This is a genomic window from Streptomyces sp. NPDC088124 (assembly GCF_040685895.1).
Taxonomy (GTDB): domain Bacteria; phylum Actinomycetota; class Actinomycetes; order Streptomycetales; family Streptomycetaceae; genus Streptomyces.
On sequence record NZ_JBFBJB010000065.1, the window covers coordinates 15,111 to 34,677 of the forward strand.

The 19,567-nt window shown below is 70.9% G+C and carries 13 protein-coding genes; 10 read left to right on the forward strand and 3 right to left on the reverse strand.

Annotated features, from left to right (window positions below):
• Window positions 1-16: 16 nt before the first annotated feature.
• A complete protein-coding gene (locus AB0P17_RS36230) occupies window positions 17-973 on the reverse strand; it encodes an ankyrin repeat domain-containing protein (protein WP_365817990.1) in 957 nt (318 codons plus the stop codon).
• Between the two features lie 206 nt (window positions 974-1,179).
• Between AB0P17_RS36230 and AB0P17_RS36235 the strand changes: the two genes are divergently transcribed.
• From AB0P17_RS36235 to AB0P17_RS36280, 10 genes are all read left to right on the forward strand, one after another.
• Window positions 1,180-3,432 (forward strand): helix-turn-helix transcriptional regulator, encoded by a 2,253-nt coding sequence (locus tag AB0P17_RS36235; RefSeq protein WP_365817992.1) that lies wholly within the window; start codon window positions 1,180-1,182, stop codon window positions 3,430-3,432.
• Between the two features lie 15 nt (window positions 3,433-3,447).
• A complete protein-coding gene (locus tag AB0P17_RS36240; RefSeq protein ID WP_365817994.1) occupies window positions 3,448-4,005 on the forward strand; it encodes an XRE family transcriptional regulator in 558 nt (185 codons plus the stop codon).
• A 55-nt stretch (window positions 4,006-4,060) separates the two neighbouring features.
• A complete protein-coding gene (locus AB0P17_RS36245) occupies window positions 4,061-5,449 on the forward strand; it encodes a TniQ family protein (protein WP_365817996.1) in 1,389 nt (462 codons plus the stop codon).
• Window positions 5,450-5,611: 162 nt separating this feature from the next.
• The gene (locus AB0P17_RS36250; RefSeq protein ID WP_365817998.1) at window positions 5,612-6,838 is read left to right on the forward strand and encodes a hypothetical protein; all 1,227 of its coding nucleotides are present in this window, start codon (window positions 5,612-5,614) and stop codon (window positions 6,836-6,838) included.
• A gap of 188 nt (window positions 6,839-7,026) precedes the next feature.
• Window positions 7,027-7,305, forward strand: coding sequence for a hypothetical protein (locus AB0P17_RS36255; protein ID WP_365818000.1), 279 nt, complete (start codon window positions 7,027-7,029; stop codon window positions 7,303-7,305).
• Window positions 7,306-7,547: 242 nt separating this feature from the next.
• Window positions 7,548-8,366, forward strand: a complete 819-nt coding sequence (locus tag AB0P17_RS36260) for a TnsA-like heteromeric transposase endonuclease subunit (RefSeq protein WP_365818002.1) — start codon at window positions 7,548-7,550, stop codon at window positions 8,364-8,366.
• Complete coding sequence (locus tag AB0P17_RS36265) at window positions 8,363-10,357, forward strand: transposase (protein ID WP_365818004.1); 1,995 nt, start codon at window positions 8,363-8,365, stop codon at window positions 10,355-10,357. The genes AB0P17_RS36260 and AB0P17_RS36265 overlap by 4 nt, the downstream gene beginning before the upstream one ends.
• Complete coding sequence (locus AB0P17_RS36270; RefSeq protein ID WP_365818006.1) at window positions 10,351-12,474, forward strand: transposase; 2,124 nt, start codon at window positions 10,351-10,353, stop codon at window positions 12,472-12,474. The genes AB0P17_RS36265 and AB0P17_RS36270 overlap by 7 nt, the downstream gene beginning before the upstream one ends.
• Window positions 12,471-13,508 carry a TniB family NTP-binding protein gene (locus AB0P17_RS36275; protein WP_365818008.1) on the forward strand — a complete coding sequence of 346 codons (1,038 nt, stop codon included), beginning with the start codon at window positions 12,471-12,473 and terminating at the stop codon, window positions 13,506-13,508. Before AB0P17_RS36270 ends, AB0P17_RS36275 begins: the two co-directional genes overlap by 4 nt.
• Entirely contained in the window at window positions 13,505-14,407 is a 903-nt protein-coding gene (locus tag AB0P17_RS36280; RefSeq protein ID WP_365818010.1) for a TniQ family protein, read from the forward strand. Before AB0P17_RS36275 ends, AB0P17_RS36280 begins: the two co-directional genes overlap by 4 nt.
• Before the next feature lie 997 nt (window positions 14,408-15,404).
• Here AB0P17_RS36280 and AB0P17_RS36285 read toward each other — a convergent pair.
• Both AB0P17_RS36285 and AB0P17_RS36290 read right to left on the reverse strand, forming a co-directional pair.
• On the reverse strand, window positions 15,405-16,004 hold the full coding sequence (locus AB0P17_RS36285) for a hypothetical protein (protein WP_365818012.1): 600 nt from the start codon (window positions 16,002-16,004) through the stop codon (window positions 15,405-15,407).
• Between the two features lie 202 nt (window positions 16,005-16,206).
• Window positions 16,207-19,155 carry an FG-GAP-like repeat-containing protein gene (locus AB0P17_RS36290; RefSeq protein WP_365818014.1) on the reverse strand — a complete coding sequence of 983 codons (2,949 nt, stop codon included), beginning with the start codon at window positions 19,153-19,155 and terminating at the stop codon, window positions 16,207-16,209.
• Window positions 19,156-19,567: the final 412 nt, after the last annotated feature.

Genomic DNA, 19,567 nt, shown 5'->3' on the forward strand with positions numbered 1-19,567 from the left:
ACAGCTCTCTTCCGAGTCAGTGACTCCAGTAGTCGCGGCGTGGCAGTTCGACCCACGCATCGGGCGGTCCGGCCACGGCGCGCCTGTCGGTGAGGCGCAGGCCTGCGAAGGCGCAGGCGTAGGCGACGGCGTTGTTCTGGTAGAGGTACGAGGCCAGCACCTGCGCGGAGGTGTCGCTCTCGTCCGGTCCTCCGCCGGGGTGCAGGTCCGAGCCCTCGATGATTCCATGACGGGCGATGCTGCCCTGGTTGCCGCTCTTGGGATTGGCGTACAGGCCGTAGCAGAGTGTGCCGGCGGACAGCCGGGCCAGCACGCCCGGCATGCTCGGCGCGTATCCCCAGGGCTGGGTGACGACGCAGCCGCCCGGCACGGACGTCACGCCGATGATCTGCAGGCTCTCGTCCATGTCGTACGCGTACGGATCCTTCAACAGCTCGTCGATGAGTTCGCCGCGTGCCGGTGTCGCCTGAAGACGGCGCACCGCCTCGGCCGCGTCGATGCCCGCCACACAGGCCAGGCCCGTGCCGTCGTAGTAGAACTCGCCCAATGCCGTGGTGAGGCGATGGGCCTCCTGCGCTGCCGCACGCTCGGTGTCGCTCAGGGACACCCCTTCCGGCACCGAGAACAGCTCGGGCGTCGGTCCGGCCAGGCTCAGCCGCCCCGGCGACCAGCCGCCGAGCGACGGCCGCCAGGGATCGGCCCCGGCGGCGGCGAGCGCCCGGGCGTTGGCCTGCTTCCTGGATAGGACGGCTTCCCACAGTGCCGTCACCCCGTTCTCCAGCGCGTCCACATCCGCAACCCGGCGGGCCAGTTCCGTCACAGCCTCCGGAGAGCCGAACACCGCTGCCCGATGCAGGGGCCTGCTCCCGTTCCAGCTCTCCGGATCGGCTCCCTGGTCCAGGCGTCGGCGGATGCCGTCGGCATCCGTCCAGTCCCAGCCCATGCCCGCCCAGCCGTCACTCGCTGCCGTCACCGCTCCCCCTCGAACACGTCGCATGCGCTCGCGCCACGTCGACCCGCCCCCGAGCACACGTGCGCTACAGGCCGCTGGCTCCATCCAAGTCCGTTGACCGGACGCTATCACCAAGAACACCGTTCGTACGCTCAATGTACGTGATCCATACGCTACTAGTACGCGATAGGTGCGTTTCAGGGTAGAGTCAGGGACGGAGGTGTCCCATGTCCGAGTTGTTCGACGCGGTCGACGCGCTGGTCGCGTCCCGCTCCCCGCTGCCGCCGCCGGCTGAGCGCAGGCGGCTGCGCCAGGCGCACGCGCTCACCCTGGACGAGGTGGCCGCCGCTCTGGGCGTGCGGCGGGCGACCGTGGGCGGCTGGGAGTCGGGCAAGGCCGAGCCCCGGCCGCCGGAGCGGGAGGCGTACGCGCGCCTGCTGAAGCAGCTCGCCACGCTCTACCCCGCCCCCCAGAGCACCGGCGGCCCGCAGGAGGACCCGGGCACCGCGGCGCCGCAGACATTCACCACCGCAGCGACCGCAGCGCAGGCTGGGTCCACGGGCGGGGCAGCGGAAGCTACTGCCACGGCGGAGGCCGAGGAGCCCCCGGCTGCTCCCCCAGCGCCCGCTCGGCATGCGGCACCGGCCGCTGTGTCGCTGCCGCGTGCCGAACGGGCGCCGCAGAGCTCGCGGCGCCCCGCGGCGAGGAAGGCCGCCCCGGCGAACACCCCCGCGCCCGGCGGTGTCTACGCGCACGGTCCGCTGCTCGTCCTCGACGCCGACACCGAGCGACAGGTGACCGGCTACGGCGTCGGCGGTCTGATCCTGGACGTGCCCGCCAAGTCCCTGCCTGCGCTGGTGGAGTGGACGCTCACCGAGGCGCGGCTGGGGTCGGAGAAGCTGCACGGCTCGGGCAAGGACGGCGACCCGCTGCTGGTGCTCACCGCGGCAGCGTGCGAGCGCTACGGTCTGCCCGCCGCCTTGTCCGAGGCCGAGCGGCTCGCCGGGCGGCTGCCGGAGGGACACAAGGTCATCAAGCAGCTGGAGCGCGCGGACTGGCAGCTCACCAAGCGGGGGCTGGGGCCGTGGGCGCGGATCTACCGCCCCGCCCAGGGCAGCCGCCGCCAGTGCGTGCAGCTGTGCATTCCCTCCTGGCGTGCCCTGGACGGCCGCGCCTGGGGGCACGCCGCGCAGCTTCAGCCGGCGGAGCTCGCCCGGGTGCTGGGGGTGTTCGCGCAGCGGGTGATGACGCCGGTGGGCTCCACCGCAGTGACGGGGCTGCAGCTGATGACCGCGCTCAACCCGCCGACCCGCGCGAGCGACCCGGACGAGAACGGCAAGCGGCACCGCGAGCACCGGCCCGGGTCACTGGGCACGCAGCCGATGGACCCCGCACCGTGCGAGGCGACCGACGGACACCCCGTCCTGGCCCATCTGCCCCGCTTCCACGAGCGCGGCCCCGGCGAGCGGCTGTTCGAGGAGGCCTACGACTGGGCGCGGGATATGACCGATACCGAGTGCATGCAGCGCTACCTGGTCGGCATCGACGTGAACCTCGCCTTCGGTGCAGCCGCCAACGGTGCGGTCGTCGGGCTGTCATCGCCGCCCGAGCACGTCACCGATCCGGTCTTCGACCCAGCGGTGCCCGGTTCCTGGCTGGTCGACCTCTCCCACGTCGACCTGTCCCGGGTGAAGGTCGGCAAGCAGTGGCGCGACCTCGACGGTGGCCTGCTGCCCAGCCCGTTCACGCCGAGCGGCCAGCGCCCGACCGGTCCGGCCTGGTACGCAACGCCCACCGTGGCCTACGCCGTCGAGCTCGGCTACGACGTCGCGCCCGCCGAGGCCTGGGTGCGCCGGGAGAGCGGCCGGTTCCTGGACGGCTGGTACAAGCTGCTGCGCGATGCCTACGTCGCCACCATGGCGGACCTCGGCGTCGCGGAGAAGCTGCCCCCGCACCAGCTCCTTCAGGCGATGGACGGCTACAAGAGCCGTGATCCGGAGCTGGGGATCGTGGTGGACGCGGTCAAGATGACCGTCAAGGGCGGCATCGGCAAGCTGCAGGAGAAGGCACGCGGGGGCAGCTGGAAGCCGGGCCAGGCCTGGCCCGCCCTCGCCCGCCCGACCTGGCGGCCGGACATCCGCGCGACCGTCATCTCCCGGGCCCGGGTCAACATGCACCGCAAGATGCTCGCCCTGGCGGCGGCCACCGGCCGCTACCCGGTCGCGGTCCTCTCCGACTGCGCCGTGTACGCGGCCGACGGGCCCAGCCCCCTGGACGTGCTGCCCTACGGCGCCGACGGCAAGACCGTGCCCGGCAGCTTCCGGCTGGGGGTCTCGCCGGGGATGGTCAAGCACGAGGGCACCCAGAGCGTGCTGTGGGGCGCGGACGTGCTCGAGCAGCTCGGCGCCGACGGCCATGTCGCCAACCTCGCTCGCTACATCAAGACCGGCGAGGTCACCGCCAAGGACACCGGAGAATAGGGAGCGTTACAGGCGATGGTCACGGTCGGGGAAGAACTCGACAGGGCGGTACAGGGCGCGTTCACACGTCCCGTCCCCAAGTCCGCCGGGGCGCAGATGCGTTACCTCCTCAAGAAGCACGGCGGCCGGACGATGCCGGTGGCCGCGCTGCTCGGCATCAGCCAGCGCACGGTGGAGCGGTATGTGAAGAACCAGATCAAAAGGCCCCGCCCGGAGCTCGCCGAGCGCCTCGAACATGAAGTGCGCACGCGCTGGCAGCCGCAGATCCGCGCCAAGGCGAAAGAGGCCGCAGCCACTACGACCGGCATCATGATCGATGTCCAGGCCCGGTTCGGCTACACCGCCGCCGTCGGCAGCACCGACCAGGCCCGGGTGCGTCACCTCACCTTGGCCCTGCCGCCCCGGCACGCCGCCCGCCTCCTTCAAGCCCAGGAAGCAGGCGTCGACGAGGACGACCTCCGCGAACTCGCTGCCGAGGCGTTGGGCGAGGTGTACTTCCGCGATGGCGGCCGCCGTGCCCACGGCCTCGAAGTGGAACTCAAGGACATCGTCGACCTCCAGTTTGAGCTGTAGCCGGATAGGGCCGGAGGCGGGGCAGGAAGCAGGAACGGGCACTGGAGGGGGAGCTGTGGCAGCAGGAGCGTTACGGATCGTGCCGCTGGCCGGGGAGCTGACCTCGTCGCTGATCAGCCGGGCCGCGGACCGCTACGGCCTGCCGGCTGCCGGTGTGCTGCGGCTGTGGACGTGCCGCAACTCCCCCGCCCGCAACGACGGCGGCGGCGTGCGGGCCGATGCAGAGATCGTGCTCAACGAAGCCGGGCGGGCTGTGCTCGCCGAACTGTGCGGGGTTCAGCAGGCAGTGCTGGCGCGTGCTCTGCCCGCGTTCACCGTGGACGATCCCAAGATCAGCACCGGCCGGGAGGCCGCCCTGGCGCAGGCCCGGTGGCGGGCGGCGGGCTCGGTGGCGGGTGAAGCGGCGTTCGCCTGCCGGTCGTGCATCGCGCGGCGCACCGGGCAGACAGTGCGGGCGGTGCGGTATCTGCCGCGCTGGGAGCGGGTGTGTGCCCGGCACGGGCGGTGGCTGCTGGACGCGGACGCCGACCAGCCGCTGGAACACCTTGACCTGCGCGGTCTCCCGGAGGTAGCGGCCGCGCAGCGGCGGTGGGCGGGGGTGGCGCGCCGTGCGGGGCGGGCCGGAGCGGAGCCCGGTCAGGTGTTCGCCCTGGCGCACGCGGTCGTGGCCCGCTGGTGGGAGGAGGCCCTGCACTGGGAGCAGGAGGAGATCTGGCCGCACAGGCTGCACCAGGTGGCGGGCGGCAACGCGGGGACGGATTTTGAGCGGTGGCGGATCGTGGGCCGGGATCCGGTCATCTTCCCGGAGGTGGTGGCCGTGGCGGACGCGCTGCTGGATCCGGCCATGGCCGAGCTGGTGTGGAGGGACAGCGGCGGCCGGCGGCCGCGGCCGCTGGCTGCCGACGGGGCGTTCTGCCGCAGGCTGGGCGAGCGGGTGGGACGTGACTGGCTGGGGCCGCTGTCGGCGGTGGACTACGGGGGGCCGCTGCTCGCCTGGATGGGCGCGGTCGTCCGCCGGCGGCGCGGTGATGGCGGGCCGCCCGGGTGGAGGGACGATCCGTGGCGGCTGAAGCGGGAACAGCAGCCCGCCACGATGGCCGGTCAGCTGCGCGTGATGGCGGCCGAGCAGCAGTCGGGCGGCTCGGGCAGTCGGTGGCGTGCCGCAGTGAGCGCCGAGCACCGGTTCCAGCTCGAGCAGTTGATCGACCAGGCGCGGGAGCAGCTGGTGGAGCTGCGGGGCGTGCACAGCGGCACCACCGCCGAGGTGGCCCGCACGCTGCTTCAGCACCTCAGTCACAGTGCCGCCCTGATCGACAAGGCCCTCGTGGGCACTGCCTCCGCGGCTGTCGCCGCGGGGGTAGCGCTGGAGGACGTGGCGGCGTGGTCACGCCTGCCCGCCCGGGAGCTGGCGGAGATCATCACCGCGGGCCAGGATGAGGACTGAGACGCGCAGCGGCCGGTGCGTCGTGTCTTAAGCCGCAGGGCGGTGCTGGCCGGCGTTTCCCCCAGGGGTATCCGTTGCGGGATAACCGACGGTGTGCGGCCACTAGGCTCAGGCGGGGCCGCGGTAGGCGGCGGCCCCTGGGACCGGCGCCGAGGGAGCACCTTGAGTACTCATCCGGGTCCGGCGGCAGCGGGGGCGGACCTTGCCCAGCTGGCGCTCGACTTCCACCACACCCACCAGCTGCTGGACCCTGCCGCACAGGGGGTGCAGACCTGGGAGGTGCGCATCACCGCGGCCAGCACACCGGTGGGAAGCCTGAGGGCCGTACGCGGCCTGTACTGGAAGTCCGACAATCTGCGCGAGCGGATGACCGACGAGCAGTCCTTCCCGGCTCTGGTGGCCGCCCAGCTCCTGGACGAGGAAGGCCGGTTCACGTACGAGTTCGAGGAGTTCATCGAGTCGGCCTCCAGCGTCCTCGTCGTCGACGGGCTGCAGCTGGAGGAGGCCTTCGCCGACCCTGTGGTCGTCGCCGTGGTGGTGGCCGCCGTCATCGACCGGCTGACGGACAACTACTTCGCCGTGGTCCTGCCCGCCAAGAACGCCTGCACCGATGCGGGGTCGGCCCTGCTCGCCGAGGCCGGCGTACTGCTGAGCGCGCAGGACTTCTCCGACGAGCTGCAGATCATCGACAATGCCCTGGCCGCTCCCGAAGAGGCCGCGCAGCGCGTGCGCAGCCGTCTGCGTTCCCTCGCCCGCCACGGCCGGCCGGCGGAGTGGGACGAAGACGACGACGAGGGCGACGGCTGGGATGAGGACGGCGAGGAGGACGAGGAGCTTACGGAGCGGACCGCTGCGGTGCTGCGGGTGGCGCTCGAGGAGCTGTCTGAGCAGGTCTGGCAGGACGTCGCCGCCGTGGGCGATGCGCCGCTTCGGCGCGGTGAGGGTCGTGTCCTTGGCTCGCTGCCGCCGATCACCTTTGGCCAGGACCGGCAGTGGCGGCGGCAGATGGCCCGCTGTTTCGACGACCTGGCCGCCGACCTCACCAAGACGGGCACCGTCCGCCCGCTGTGCACCGGCGAGGAGATGGCCCTGCACCTGGGAATCGACCGGGCCAAGTCGCTGACCCGGAACCGGCCGCGCCTGGTCGCGGAAACAGTGCAGGGTCTGGGTGAGGACCGCCGTGACCTCGACTGGGACTGGTGCTCGGATGTCCTGTTCGAGGACCACGACGTATTGATGCTGTTCGACGCCTCCCTGGACGGGATCGAGGACAGGGGCAACGAGATCAACCAGGCCCTCGGACTGGCCAACCTGGCCGCCGCGGACTGGTTCAAGCCCTTCCGTCCCCGCCAGGCCCGCGACCCCGACCGTGGCTTCCGCCACTCCTGACCTCGGCCGCCGCCAGGCCCCGGGCGGCACAGGGCCCATGAAAGCCGCGGGCTGAGCCTTTCCTCGGCGGACCCTGTCCGGCTCAGCCAGAAAGCGGGGCGGCTACGCTCGGGCTGCTGATGTGACAGGGGCGGGAAGTGGGGGCAGTGGCCAAACGCGATGTATGGGTACGCGTTCGGAATGACCTGGTGCGCGGCGACACCGTCGTGGGCATCAGCGTGAGCGATCCGCCCTACGACTGGGAGACGTTCAAGATCGTGCTGAAGGTCACGGGACACCGCGACCCTCTGTGGCTCGACTCCGGCATCTGTGACGACGGCCAAGGTACTGGGCGCGAGCGGGTCGACGCGCTCGCTGATTCCTTCGTCGATACGCTCGCACGCGGTGCGGCCATGCCGTCCGGCGCCCTGATCCGGTTCGGTCTTGACGAGGACGACTCGGGATGGGCGCTGTCGTCTCTGGGGTAGCGGCGAAGCCGATCCGGCGCCTGCTCACCCTGTCTGTGGCCGGGGCGGGCCGGGCCAGGACCCGGCCTGTGCCGCGACAGGGCAGCGGCCAGCGGGAAAGTGCAGAGGTGCGCACTGACACCGGCACGCCCCAGGCGGCATGCTGGCCCCCTCACAGGACAACCGGACTTCACGGCACGGCAGTTGCAGTTACCGGCCGGTTCGCCTGCGCGCCGTGGCCGGGATGACGTTGTGTGGAGTACGTGATCATCGACAGCAGCCAGGACGGCTTATCTGCCGTTGCGGGCAGGTCCTCGCGGGTGCCGGAACCGGGTGCGGTGGAGGCGGAGTTCGCCGGGGCTGGCGGCACTCTCGTACAGCGTCGTTGGGTCGAGGCCGCCGTGGCCGTTCGGTTCGAACAGCTCCAGCCGGTGGCAGCCTTCCCGGTGGTGCCCGGGCGCAGGTGGGGCCCGGGCTGGTGGTGGTCGGCCACCGCCAACGGGCACGTGCCGCACGGCTCGCAAGCGATGTGCACGCAGCTGATGCTCCTGGACCGTGACCCGAAAGTGGTGGGCCTGTCTGCGCGGCCGGTGAAGCTGATTTGGCGGGATCCCGGCAGCAGGAAGGTCCTCACCTGGGTTTCGCAAGTGTTCGCCCGCTACGCCGACGGGAGCGCCCTGCTCGCCGACTGCCCCGCCACGGCGGGGCCCGCCGGGCAGCGGGCCGAACGAGCCGCCGCGGTCCTTGAGTCGGCGTGTGCGGCGGTGGGTTTCACCTACCGGCGCCTGGCGCCGCCGGAGCGGGTGTTCGGGGCGAATGTGCGGTGGCTGGCCGGCTACCGCCATCCCCGCTACCGCGATGCGGGCGGTCTTGAGCAGGCGGTGCTGGAGGCGTTCGCCGCCCCGCGGCCGCTGATGGCGGGAACCGCGGCGGCCGGTGAGGTCCTGAGCGCGCTGCCGGTGCTCTACCACGCGCTGTGGAGCGGGCGGCTGGCCGCGGACCTGTCCCGGCCGCTGGGCGAGCACACCATGGTCTGGCCTGGCGCGGCGGCGGGCGTTGAGCGGGAGCAGCAGGCACGTTGAGCAGGCAGGTGATGGCCGTCCCGGGCGGGCGGCGTGTTGAGGTGGGTGCGCGGATCACGTTCGAGGGGCGCACCTGGCAGGTGACCGGCCTGGTCGACGGGCGGGTGCATCTGGCTGCCGACGACGGGGCCGCCGGGTGTGTGCTGGCCTCCCTGCTGGTGGCCGCCGAGGACTTCGCCGTCGTCGGCCGATGCGCCGATGAGCTGCCGGCGTCCGAGGTGTGGCAGGCGCTGCCGCTGGCCGTCCGCGAGCGGGCGCTGGCTTGGCTGGGGCACATCCGTGAGATCGAGACCGGGCTGCCCGGCGGAGCGGGCAGCGGCGGCGAGCCGAGGCCCGCCTACGATCCGCAGCGCTTCACGCTCGCCGAGCGCGAGCACGCCAAGGCCGCCGAGCTGGCCGCGCTGGGCTGGACGCAGGTCGGACGGGCCACGGTGCAGCGGCGGCGTCTGGCCTATCACAAGCAGGGGTTGATGGGGCTGGTCGACCATCGGACGGTGCGCCCCCGGTCGGCGACCGGCCGCGCCGACGAGCGGGTGGTGGCGGCCGTGCTGGAGGCGCTGCGGGACGTTCGTGGTCGCAAGGCGGCCACCGTGAAGCAGGTGATCGAACGGGCGGAGCGGATTGTGGGCGCCAGGTATGGGCCGGAGCGGGTGAAGATCCCGTCGGCGGCGTCGATGTACCGGCTGGTGAAGGCGCTGTCGGATCCGGCCGAGCCGGTGGGCAGTCCGGCGCGCACCGCCACCGGCCCGCGGCGAAGCGGCGGCCCGCCGCCTGCGTTGCGGCCTGCGGAGCGGGTTCATGTCGCCACCGCCCGTCTGGGGGTGGGGGTGGTGGGCGAGGACGGGGGTCTGGTTGCGGTGTCGGTGACGGCCGCGGTGGATGAGGCCACCGGCTGCGTGCTGGCCGCCGTGCTGCACCCGCAGGAGTCCGGTGCCCAATTGCCGGTGCTGCTGGCCGAGATGGCCGTGCCGCGGCCGCTGCGCGCGGGCTGGCCAGGCCTGCTGGGCCGGGCGCACGAGGGCTGGCCGCGGCGGTTGATGCCGCTTCAGGCCCGCCTCGAGGCGACGGCGGCACGGCCGGCGGCCGTACCGGAGACGCTGGTCCTGGACGGCGCAGGGCCTGCTGCCACCTCGTGGTTTCTCACCGTGTGCGAGGGCCTCGGCGTCAGTGTGGAATCCGTCCGTGGACGGGTGCACAGCGAGCCCGGCGCCCGCGGGCACACGCTCGGCGTGCTCGCCGGAGCTTTCACCCGGTATGCGGCCGGTCTGGCCGACGCCGCGCGACCTGACGCCGGGCCCGGGGAGGACGACGCGGGAGCGGCGGGAGGCTGGTTCAGCCTGCCGCACCTGCAGGACCTGCTGGACGAGTGGATCACAGCGAGGTGGCACACGCGCCCCCAGGAGGCCTTGCGGCATCCCCTGCTGCCCAGAGCAGCCCTGACGCCCGATGAGATGTGGCGGGTGCTGCTCGGTGCGAGCGGGTCGGTGCCGCTGCCGCTGAGCGGGCAGCACTTCGCCGAGCTGCTGCCGGTGTGCCGCAAGGCGGTCACCGACGTAGGGGTGCGCCTTGGGCGGCGCCGGTATGACGATGAGTGCCTCAATGAGCACCGCGGACGGTCCTGCCCCACCACGGATGACGGCCGGTGGGAAGTGCACCATCACCCCTACGACGTGCGGCAGGTCTACATCCGGCTGCCCGACGGCCTCCTGTACCCCCTGCGCTGGAGTGACCAGGCGCATGCGCAGCGGCCCTTCGACGCCACCGTGCACCGCCGGATCACGCAGGTCCTCGCCGGCCGCACGAGTGGCGGAACCATCTCCGGACCCGATCCAGGCACCAGAGCGCGGGCACAAGCCGGCAGGCCGACGAGCCAGGTAGCCGACGCGATGGCTGTACCTGAACCGGGCAGCGGCCCGGCTGCCGACGGCAGCGCCAGTGGGGGGCAGGAGTTCGGGTTGTGGGACGCGCAGGCGGAGGCCGGGCAGTGGTGAGCGCGCACGGCGGCCGCCCAGTGGCCGCTGCCCGGCACCGGCAGGTGAAGCTGGGGGCGTATGTGACGTTCGAGGGCCGCGCCTGGCAGGTGGCCGCCGTGGCCGGTGCGTCGGTGCGTCTGGTCGACGAGGACGGGCAGACAGCGTCGGTGCTGGCCTCGTTCCTGTTCGCCGATCCCACGTTCGCGGTGGTGGACTCCCCCGCACCCGGGGTGGTGCCGTGGGGGCTCATGGAGTCGGTACCCGCACGGGAGCGGGAGCGGGCGCTGGCCTGGCAGCGGCACATCCGCGAGATCGAGACCGGGCTGCCCGGCGGCCCGGCAAGCAGCGGGATGCCCCGGCCCGAATACGACCCTGAGCAGCGGTCGATGGCCGAGCGGGAGCAGGCCAAGGCCGACGAACTCGCACAGCTGGGCTGGCCGCAGGTCAGCCGGGCCACCGTGCGCCGCATGCGCGCCCGCTATCACGCGGGCGGCCTCATGGGTCTGATCCCGCAGCGCAAGCCCTCGCGTGCGACGGGTCGGGCCGATGAGCGGGTGGTGGCCGCCGTGCTGGAGGCGCTGCGCCGCCAGCGCGGCCGCTCCAAGGGCACCCTGAAGGGGCTGCGTCAGCTGGCCGGGCAGATCCTCGCCGACACCCATGGTCCGGGCGTGGTGGCCTTGCCTGCGCCGTCGACGTTCAACCGGCTGGTGCGGGTACTGGCCGATCCGCTGGAGCATCCCGGCCGTCCCGCCCGCACCGCCACCACCACGCCGGTACGGCCGTTCACGCCGACGGTGGCGCTGCGGCCGGGCGAGCTGGTGCAGGTCGACACCACCCGGCTGGATGTGATGGCCGTGGGCGAGGACGGCCGCCCGGTGCGCCCGGAGCTGACCATCGCCCTGGACGTGGCGACGCGGTCGGTGGTGGCGGCCGTGCTGCGCGAGGAGAGCACCCAGGCGGTGGACGCGGCCCTGCTGCTGGCGGAGATGGCCGTGCCCCACCCGGCGCGGCCCGGCTGGCCCGAACATCTGCGCCTGGCCCATGCGGCCGTCCCCTACGACCGGCTACTCGCCGTCGATGCGCGCCTGGAGCAGGCGGCGGCGCGGCCGGTGGTGGTGCCCGAGACGATCGTCATCGACCGGGGGCGTGTGTTCGTCTCCGCCGCGTTCCTGGCCGCCTGCGAGACCCTGGGTGTCAGTGTGCAGCCCGCCCCGCCGCGCTCGCCGGCCGCCAAGGGTGCCGTCGAGCGGACATTCGGGAGTATCAACTCGCTGTTCGCGCAGCACGTCGCCGGTTACACCGGCTCCCACGTTCTTGAGCGCGGTCACGCGGTGGAGGACGAAGCGTGCTTCAGCGTGGCTCAGCTGCAGGAGCTGCTGGATGAGTGGGTCACCGCGTGCTGGCAGCACCGCCCCCACGACGGGCTGCGCCACCCGGTCCTGCCCAAGAAGGCGCTGGCCCCGAACGAGATGTGGAGCGCACTGCTGGGCACCTGCGGGTACGTGCCGCTGCCGCTGACCGGCGCCGATTATCTGGAACTGCTGCCCGTGCGCTTCCACCCGATCACCGGCCGCGGCATCCGCATCAACTACCGCACCTACGACCACGTCGTCCTCAACGAGCACCGCGGCCGTCCCTGCCCCACCGGCCCCGGCGGCAGGTGGGAGGTCCACCTCAACCCGCACGACGTGCGGCAGGTCTACATCCGCCTGCCCGACGGGCGCCTGCACGAGATCCCGTGGATCCACCGCGACCACGTCCACGCCCCGATGAGCGAGGCTGCATGGCGCCACATCCGCGCCGCCCTGGGCCGGCGCGCAGGCCGCGAGCGGCACGAGGCCGACCTGGCCGAAGCAGCCGACCAGGTCCTGCGCAGGGCCCGCCCCCTGCCCGGCACCGGCGCACCCGCCGCAGCGGCGGCGGGCCCCTCGGCAGCGGCGGCGGGCCCTTCGGCGGCGACAAGCACGCCAGGCCCGCAGACGGCGGATGACGACACGCCAGCCGAGGACAGTCTCGACGTCCTCGAAGCCCACTTTCCTGATGCTGACGGCCACTCCGACGGCCGGGATGAACTCTCTGCGCCTGCGGGCCGCTACGCGCTGTATGACGCCTTTGAGGAGGCCGAGCACTGGTGACCACCAGCCCCCACACCACACCCGCCGCCGAGGACGCCTCCCCCGGAACGGTCACCACCTTCGATGCGTTCGCCCGGTTCGCCCACGCCGCCCCGCCCGCTCCCCCGCAGCCGGGCCAGCCGGCACGCTCGGTGGAGGAACGCCTGGCCTACCATTCGCAGTTCGTCACCGTGCGGACCCCGGCCATCGAGAGCCTCTCGCGCAGCGTGCGCACGCTGATGATCCTCGGCCGTAGCCAGAGCGTCACCGCCCGCCCGTCGCTGATCGTCACCGGTCCGGCCACCACCGGCAAGACCACCGCGCTGCTCGAGGTCGGCCGGACCTGCCACCTGGCCCACACCCGCCGCGCCGCCCCGGGCGACACCAGCGTGCCCGTGGCGTATGTGCTGGTGCCGCCCGGCGCCACCGCCAAGACCCTGGCCTGCGAGTTCGCTCGCTACCTCGGTATCCCCGTCACCGCCCGCATGACCACCGCGCAGATCACGACCGCCGTCTGCCACACCTACACCGCGGCCGGCGTCAAGCTCGTGCTGATCGACGAGATCCACCGGCTCAACCCCCGCAGCTCCAGCGGCGCGGAGGCTGCCGACTGGCTCAAGGACCTCACCGAGCGCGTCGGCGCCACGTTCGTGTACGCGGGCATCGACGTCACCACCAGCACGGTGTTCAGTGGGGTCCGCGGTGCGCAGCTGGCCGGACGCGCCTCGCTCATCGACTGCGGGGCACTGCCCGCCCGCGCCGGCGGGCGGGAACCGTTCCGTGAGCTGATCGCCGCGCTGGAAGCGGCCCTCGACCTCCGCTCCCACCGCACCGGCAGTCTGCCCAGGCTCGCCCCCTACCTGCACGAACGGACCGCTGGCCGCATCGGCAGCCTGGCCCGCCTCATCCGCCAGGCGGCCATCGAAGCCATCCTCGACGGCACCGAACGCATCACCAAGGCACTGCTGGACTCCATCGCGCTGGACCACCTCGCCGAGGAGCACTACCGGCCCCGAACCCCGACGAGCCGCCGCACCCGACCCAGCAGCCGGTGACCGCGCACGCCTTCAGCAGCCCGGTGGTGCGGGCACGCACGATGTGTCCGCCGCAGCCCGGCGCCCTGCGGACCAGGCCCCTGCCCCGCGAGTCAGCAGCCTCCTACCTCACCCGCCTTGCAGACACCTACCAGCTGACCGCCGCCCAGCTCCTCGACGGCCTGAACATCGCCACCACCGGGACCTTCGCGTCCCCGCCCGCCACCGACATCCACCTCAGCGCCGAAGCCGCTCACCGGCTGTCCGCCTTCGCCCGCATCCCGCCCGCACACCTCACCCGCGCGCTGGCCCGTCAGCCCCCACCCGCCTCCATCGGCATGGCCCACACCGCCATCGCCCGCTGGCAGCCCGTCCCGCCCGCCGTGCAGCCGCTACCGGCGTGCACCGCCTGCACCATCCGCCGCAGCCCCCACCAAGCCGCCCCCGCGTGGATCCACCCAGCGTCCAACTCGCCCCGGATCATGATCTGCACCCGCCACCAGCAGGCCTCCAGCGACTCCCGGCACCCCGCCCCTCTCGACATCCGCCCCGTCCCCGAGCTCACCCGGCCAGCCCGCCGCGCGACGACGGCTTCCCTGAGCTGGGCATCGACGATCACGACACGCTGGTACGACCACCAACAGCACCTGCACCAGCGGTGGCTCACCCGCCTTGACCGCCTCACCGACGCCAACCCCCACATCCCCCCAGGCCCGGCCTCCCCAGCTCTGACCTGCCGGAACCTTGTCATCTACCCCGAGACCCTCATCCTCGCCGCTGCCCTTGACCGCCTGCCCCCGCACCCCTTGACACGCGCACAGCAGACCGCCTTCCTCCACCACCTGGCCGACCGCCTCCGGCTGCCCCGCCTCGCACCCGCAGACCACGACCTGCTCTGGCAACGCCTGCACGCCCGCTGAACAACCCCGCTTGCACCAGCCGGAAACAGCCGCCAATTCCCCTGCCTATAGGCGCGCCGACCACACTGCACAAAAGCCGGCATGACGCTCAGCTCACTGCGCAGAGCAAAGCGGCCAGCTCAACCCACCCATCGCCCATCGCCAACGCCTCGGCCAGGCGTAAGCCTCCCCTGGAATACAGACGTACCACTCAGTACAGCTGAGCAACAGCACGTCACAACCAAGATCAATTATCCTGCGCGACAGGTACGCCACACCGAAAGTGACCCGTCACCGCCCCCTATCCCGAACAGGCCGTGAGGGCGGTGACCGAGCCGATCTCGTTACGACGGCTGCTCCGGACAAGAGACCGGAGCCGCCCGAACTCCTCCATGCCAGGGCTCACCCGCCTCAAGCCCGACCGGAGAACGCATGCCCACAGCCGGCTCGGCCGCCTCATCAAACACCTGGCTGCTGTCCCCGCCCCGTGGCACTACCCGCCCACGACGACTGGTCGGCTGATCGCCGCGCTCGCCGAACAAACAATCCCGAATCCTGACAAGAACCGGGAAAACCTGTCCGTCCGGGAAAATCACCCGCTCGCCTCCACCAGGCAGCGGCCCAAGTAGACGGCGCACAGCCGGCGCGGGCTTGTTTCCACGGCCCGCCCTCTGGGGTGGAGCCGAACCAGCGCACACGATGACGTCGATCTGCCTCGCCGCCGCGCGGGGCAGGTTCGGTATCCCTCACCTGTGGCAGGGACCTCGGGTGGTGTTGTGGTGATGAATGACGAAAGGTGGCGGGCGTCCATCCGTCGCTGCACTGCTTCGGTACCGCTTCTGTCACTGATCCGCTTCGCCGGTTCGGGGAATGCCGGGACACTGGGCAAGTGGCCCGCGGGAACAGGCGAAGTACAGTCCGGGGGAGCTCACAGCCTCCGGGGGCTGGACCAGGTGCTTACTGGGCTTCTTGGAACTCGTAGCAGGATCTTGTGGCCTCGGAGAGGGAGTGCCGATGCTCACTTCTCGGAGTCGGACCAAGTCGCCACAAGGGCTCTCTGATGTGGAAAGCGAGGACCGGGGACTGTCTCCTGGGTGGGTTCGCCGTTGAGCCAGCACACTTGCTCGGGGGCGCCGTCGCCGGTGTCGAACAGGCAGCACACTCCTCCGCTGTCGGCGGTGAGGCCGGTGAACACCTTCCTGATGTTCGCCGACCGCGCGAACAAGCGGCTCATCCCCGACGTCGCTGCCCAGCACTCCAACGACGTGTAGCCAGGACGCAGAAGGGACTCGAACCGGATCGTCGTGTAGATGTACCCGATCTGGACGCGCCCGTCCGCCTCCGGATCAGCGCCGCTCGTCTGCGCGTACTCACACAGTGCATCATCGACGTCGAACATGAGGGACATGTCGAGTTCGAGCGTGCTGCTCATAGAGGAGTCGACCGGCTCGCTCTCGAAACGGGACGTGAACGGGAGAACGAGCCGGTCACCGCCGGGCAAGGTGATCTCAAGTGGCTTTACGGCACGCACCGGTGGCGCCAGCTCGACCAGACCGGCCAACACCCGGGCGACATTCCGAGGACGCAGATAGATGTCATAGCCATAGACCAGCCCCACACTTCCCCCTGTCCCAGACCGAACCGCACCCTCTCACGAATCACCCCTCGGGAGCCTGTCGGCTTACGAGCTGGTGCAGGTCCGGCCCCGCACGTAGCGGTCCTCGAGAGAGGAGCGTGGGGGTGCGGGGCCGGAGCTTCAGGAACTGCTCACCGGTGGCTCTTGTGTCTCTGGTGGGGGTGCATCGTGTGGTGGAGGTTTGTTAGCTGATGGTCTGGTATCCGGTCCAGTCGCCTGCGACGGGGACCTTTGTCTTGCGGTCGGTTCCGAGGTCGAGGTAGGCGATCAGGCTTGATGCGCCGTCGGTTTTGCGGGTGTACCAGATGTCGAAGGCTCCGCTGTGGTCGGCGTCGCCGGGTGAGGTGATGAGGGGGTTGGCCGCGACGGTAAACTGGCTGCCGGCCTGGATCTTGGTGCTGTGGTCGGCGAGGCCGTCTCCGTCGTCGCCGCTTCCCCGGTAGATGAAGATGTCGCCGGTGGTGCGGTCGCGGGCGCCGAGGTCGACGCGGCCGTTGCCGGTGGTGTCGCCGGGGGCGAAGAGGTCCATGTTCTTCCAGCCGTCCGCGCCGATGAGGACGGGTTCGCGGTCGGTGTCGAGGCGGTTGTCGGGTGCTCCGTAGTAGAGCCACAGGAGGTCGCCGTTGCGGACGAGGAGGTCGGGGTAGCCGGGGATGTCGGGGGTGCCGTCGTTGTCGACGTCGAGGGGGCCGTCGACGTCGCCGATGGCGAGGATGGCGTCGGCGTCGCTCCAGTGGTTGTTCGCGGGGTCGTAGACGGTCAGTTCCTGGCTGTCTGTGGTGTCGCCCTCGCAGTCGGTGCAGGCGAAGCCGAAGCCGTTGTTGGGGTGGATCCACAGGCGGCTGGTGCCGGTGTTGGTGTCCGGGCGCAGGGCGATGAGGTCTTCGTATCCGTCGCCGGTCCAGTCGCCTCGGTGGGTGATCTTCACTCCGGTCCAGTTGAAGTCGGAGGCGGTCTTGGCGTTGTTGGTGAGGGTGCCGTCTCCGGCGCCGTAGTAGCGGTGGAGGGTGCCGTCCTGGTCGACGGCCCACAGGTCGGGGTTGCCGTCGCCGTTGATGTCACCGGGGGTGTCGGCCTGTTTGAGGCCGTTGGCGTAGAAGAGGTAGTCGGCGCTGTCGGACTTGTTGCCGGCCTTGTCCAGGCTGCGTGCGTAGAGGTGGTTGGAGCCGGAGGTGGTGGGGGTGAGTTTGACGCTGACGCTTCCTCCTGTGGCGGAGGGGGTGGCGGTGCGCACGGTGGGGTCGGTGTCGCTCCAGTACTCGTACTTGGCGACGTCCGCGACACCTCCGCTGGAGAGGGTGAAGGTTCCTTCGCTGCGTACGGAGGCGGTGTTGGAGGGCCAGCCGTCGGTGCCGTCGGGGAACTGGCTGGAGGCGATCACGGGCGGGGTGCTGGGCCGGTTGGGGTCGAACACGAACCGGCAGCCTGGTTTGCCCGCGGCGGGGGTCCAGTCCGAGGTGGTCTTGCCGTCGTCCGCCCGGGCTTTCCAGGAGAAGTTGCCGCCGGCTGTGCCGAGGTGCTTGCTGAGGGTGCTTTTGGTGATCTTCAGTTTGGCGACGGTGCCCGAGGTGACGAACACGGTCTGGTTGACGATCAAGACGCCGTTGGGGTCGTCGTTGGGGTGGTGTCCGGTGGCCCAGAGGTTGAACTGGATCTTCACGGTGCCGCCGTCCTTGTCGGTGCCCTTGGCGGTGACAAAGATGTCGGTGTTGCCGATGAGACCGTAGGGGGCGGTGTCTCCGCATCCTTTGGAGTTCTTCGTGCTGGGGATGGTGTCGAGGCCGGTGGGTGCGCTCGGTGGTGTGTTGTACTCGGTGGAGAGCACGGCGGACTTGGCGTCGAACTTCTTCCACCCGTACACGTCGGACTCGTCGTTGGCGGCGAGTTCGAAGATGATGGTGTTCCACTTGCCGGAGGCCGCGTCCTTGGCGCCGGCGGTGACGTCGAAGGCCAGGTTGCCTGCGGGGCAGCCTGATCCCCAGCCCTTGGCGTCGGAAACGCTGTCCAGTTTCTCTCTGCGGGTGGGGCGCTTGTTCCAGGTGGTCGAGGAGTCGATCTCGGTGGTGCGCCAGAGGTCGACCGGCCGGTGGGTGCAGGACCAGGACCAGGTGTTCTTGATCCGGAACGTCGACTTGAGGACCTGCTTGTCGGTGCTCCAGAGGTTCTTGGTGTTCATGCGGAAGTAGGAGCGGGCCAGGCCGTCGGTCTCGTTCTCGTATCCGGCGCGCGCGGTGGAGGTCGAGGAGCCCGAGCCGCCCCAGCCGGCCCCGTTGAAGAAGGCGCTGTTGGGGTACTTCTTGTAGGCGATGGTCCACGAGTAGCGGGAACCCTCGACGTAGGGGTCGATGTAGACCGGGTACCGGGTGTCGGTGCCCGTCATCAGTTCCGTGTCGGGCGTCAGTTCCAGCGTGCCGTCCTTGACCTCGACCGGCATGGCCGCCTGCTGGGCACCGTGACCTGGTTCGAACTCATCGGTGGCCTGAGGGGGGCCGGCCGGCCCGTCCGCAGTACCTGCCGCGCTCCGGACTGCACGTGAGGCAGGACTGTCTGCGGGCGCGGTTGTGGTGCTGTCCCACATGCGGGGCGTGGGGGCGGTGAAGAGTTCCTGGCCACCGGGGTTGACAGCGCTGAGGTTGCCGTGTTCGTCCGCGGTGACGTCCACGCCTTGGCTGGACATGCCGTACGCGATGGTCGTCAAGTCCGGATTGGCCGCGGCCTGGGCAGTCTTGACGACCAGGAGCTGGGCGAAGCCGGAGGCTCCGGCACGCAGCTTCAGGTCCACGTCGGGCAGCACATCCGGGTAGGTGGCGGTGTCGTCCGAGATCAGGGGTTCGGGCAGAGGTGTGGGCCAGGACAGGGAGATGCTGCGTCCGTCGCGGGTGATCGTGGCCAGTGGCCCCCCGCCGCCACTGGAGAACTCAAGTCCCACGCCGGTCGCCACGGGAGCGATCGTTCCGTCCGGGCCGCGCCGCAGGCTGGTGTCGATGTCCACCAGCCGGTTGCCCTGGCGCGCCCACTGGGCGGTGGCGAACCGCTCCTCGGTGAAAGTTCCGGACGGGTTGGCGAAGACCTGGGATGCCTCGGTGCGCTGCGACAGCACCTCCACAGGTTCGCCGGACTCGGCCGCCTGCACCAGCGCCTTGGCTTCGTCGGTGGTTTCTGTTGCTGCCGCCTGGGCCTCAACTGCGTTTGCAGGTAGGGCTGTTACGAGTGGAGCGGCTATTGAAAGGGCAAGCGCCGCGGCAAGGATGGCACTTCCCGCAGCACGTTTCGGTCTCTCCCGGCGGGCTCTCATCACGCTTCCTTTTCGGTTTACGCACATCATTCCGCGCACCCTATAACCCCGATCACCCGCCCCGTAAACGAGCCGCAGAAAGCATCACAGAGACTCGCGTCCACCAGAACGACAAAGAGAATAAATAAGATAAAGCATCCCACAACCTTCGATTACCTTCCGTTTTCTCCGGTACCGGGATGGTGAGGATGGGCAGTTCAGAGGCTTGGCACGGCAGCTCCCGTGAATCTTTCCGACTTCGGGCCTTTCG

Excerpts from the sequence above, each read along its gene's own strand:
- AB0P17_RS36235 (WP_365817992.1), top strand. The coding sequence starts at position 1,180 with ATGTCCGAGTTGTTCGACGCGGTCGACGCGCTGGTCGCGTCCCGCTCC.
- AB0P17_RS36240 (WP_365817994.1), top strand. The coding sequence starts at position 3,448 with ATGGTCACGGTCGGGGAAGAACTCGACAGGGCGGTACAGGGCGCGTTC.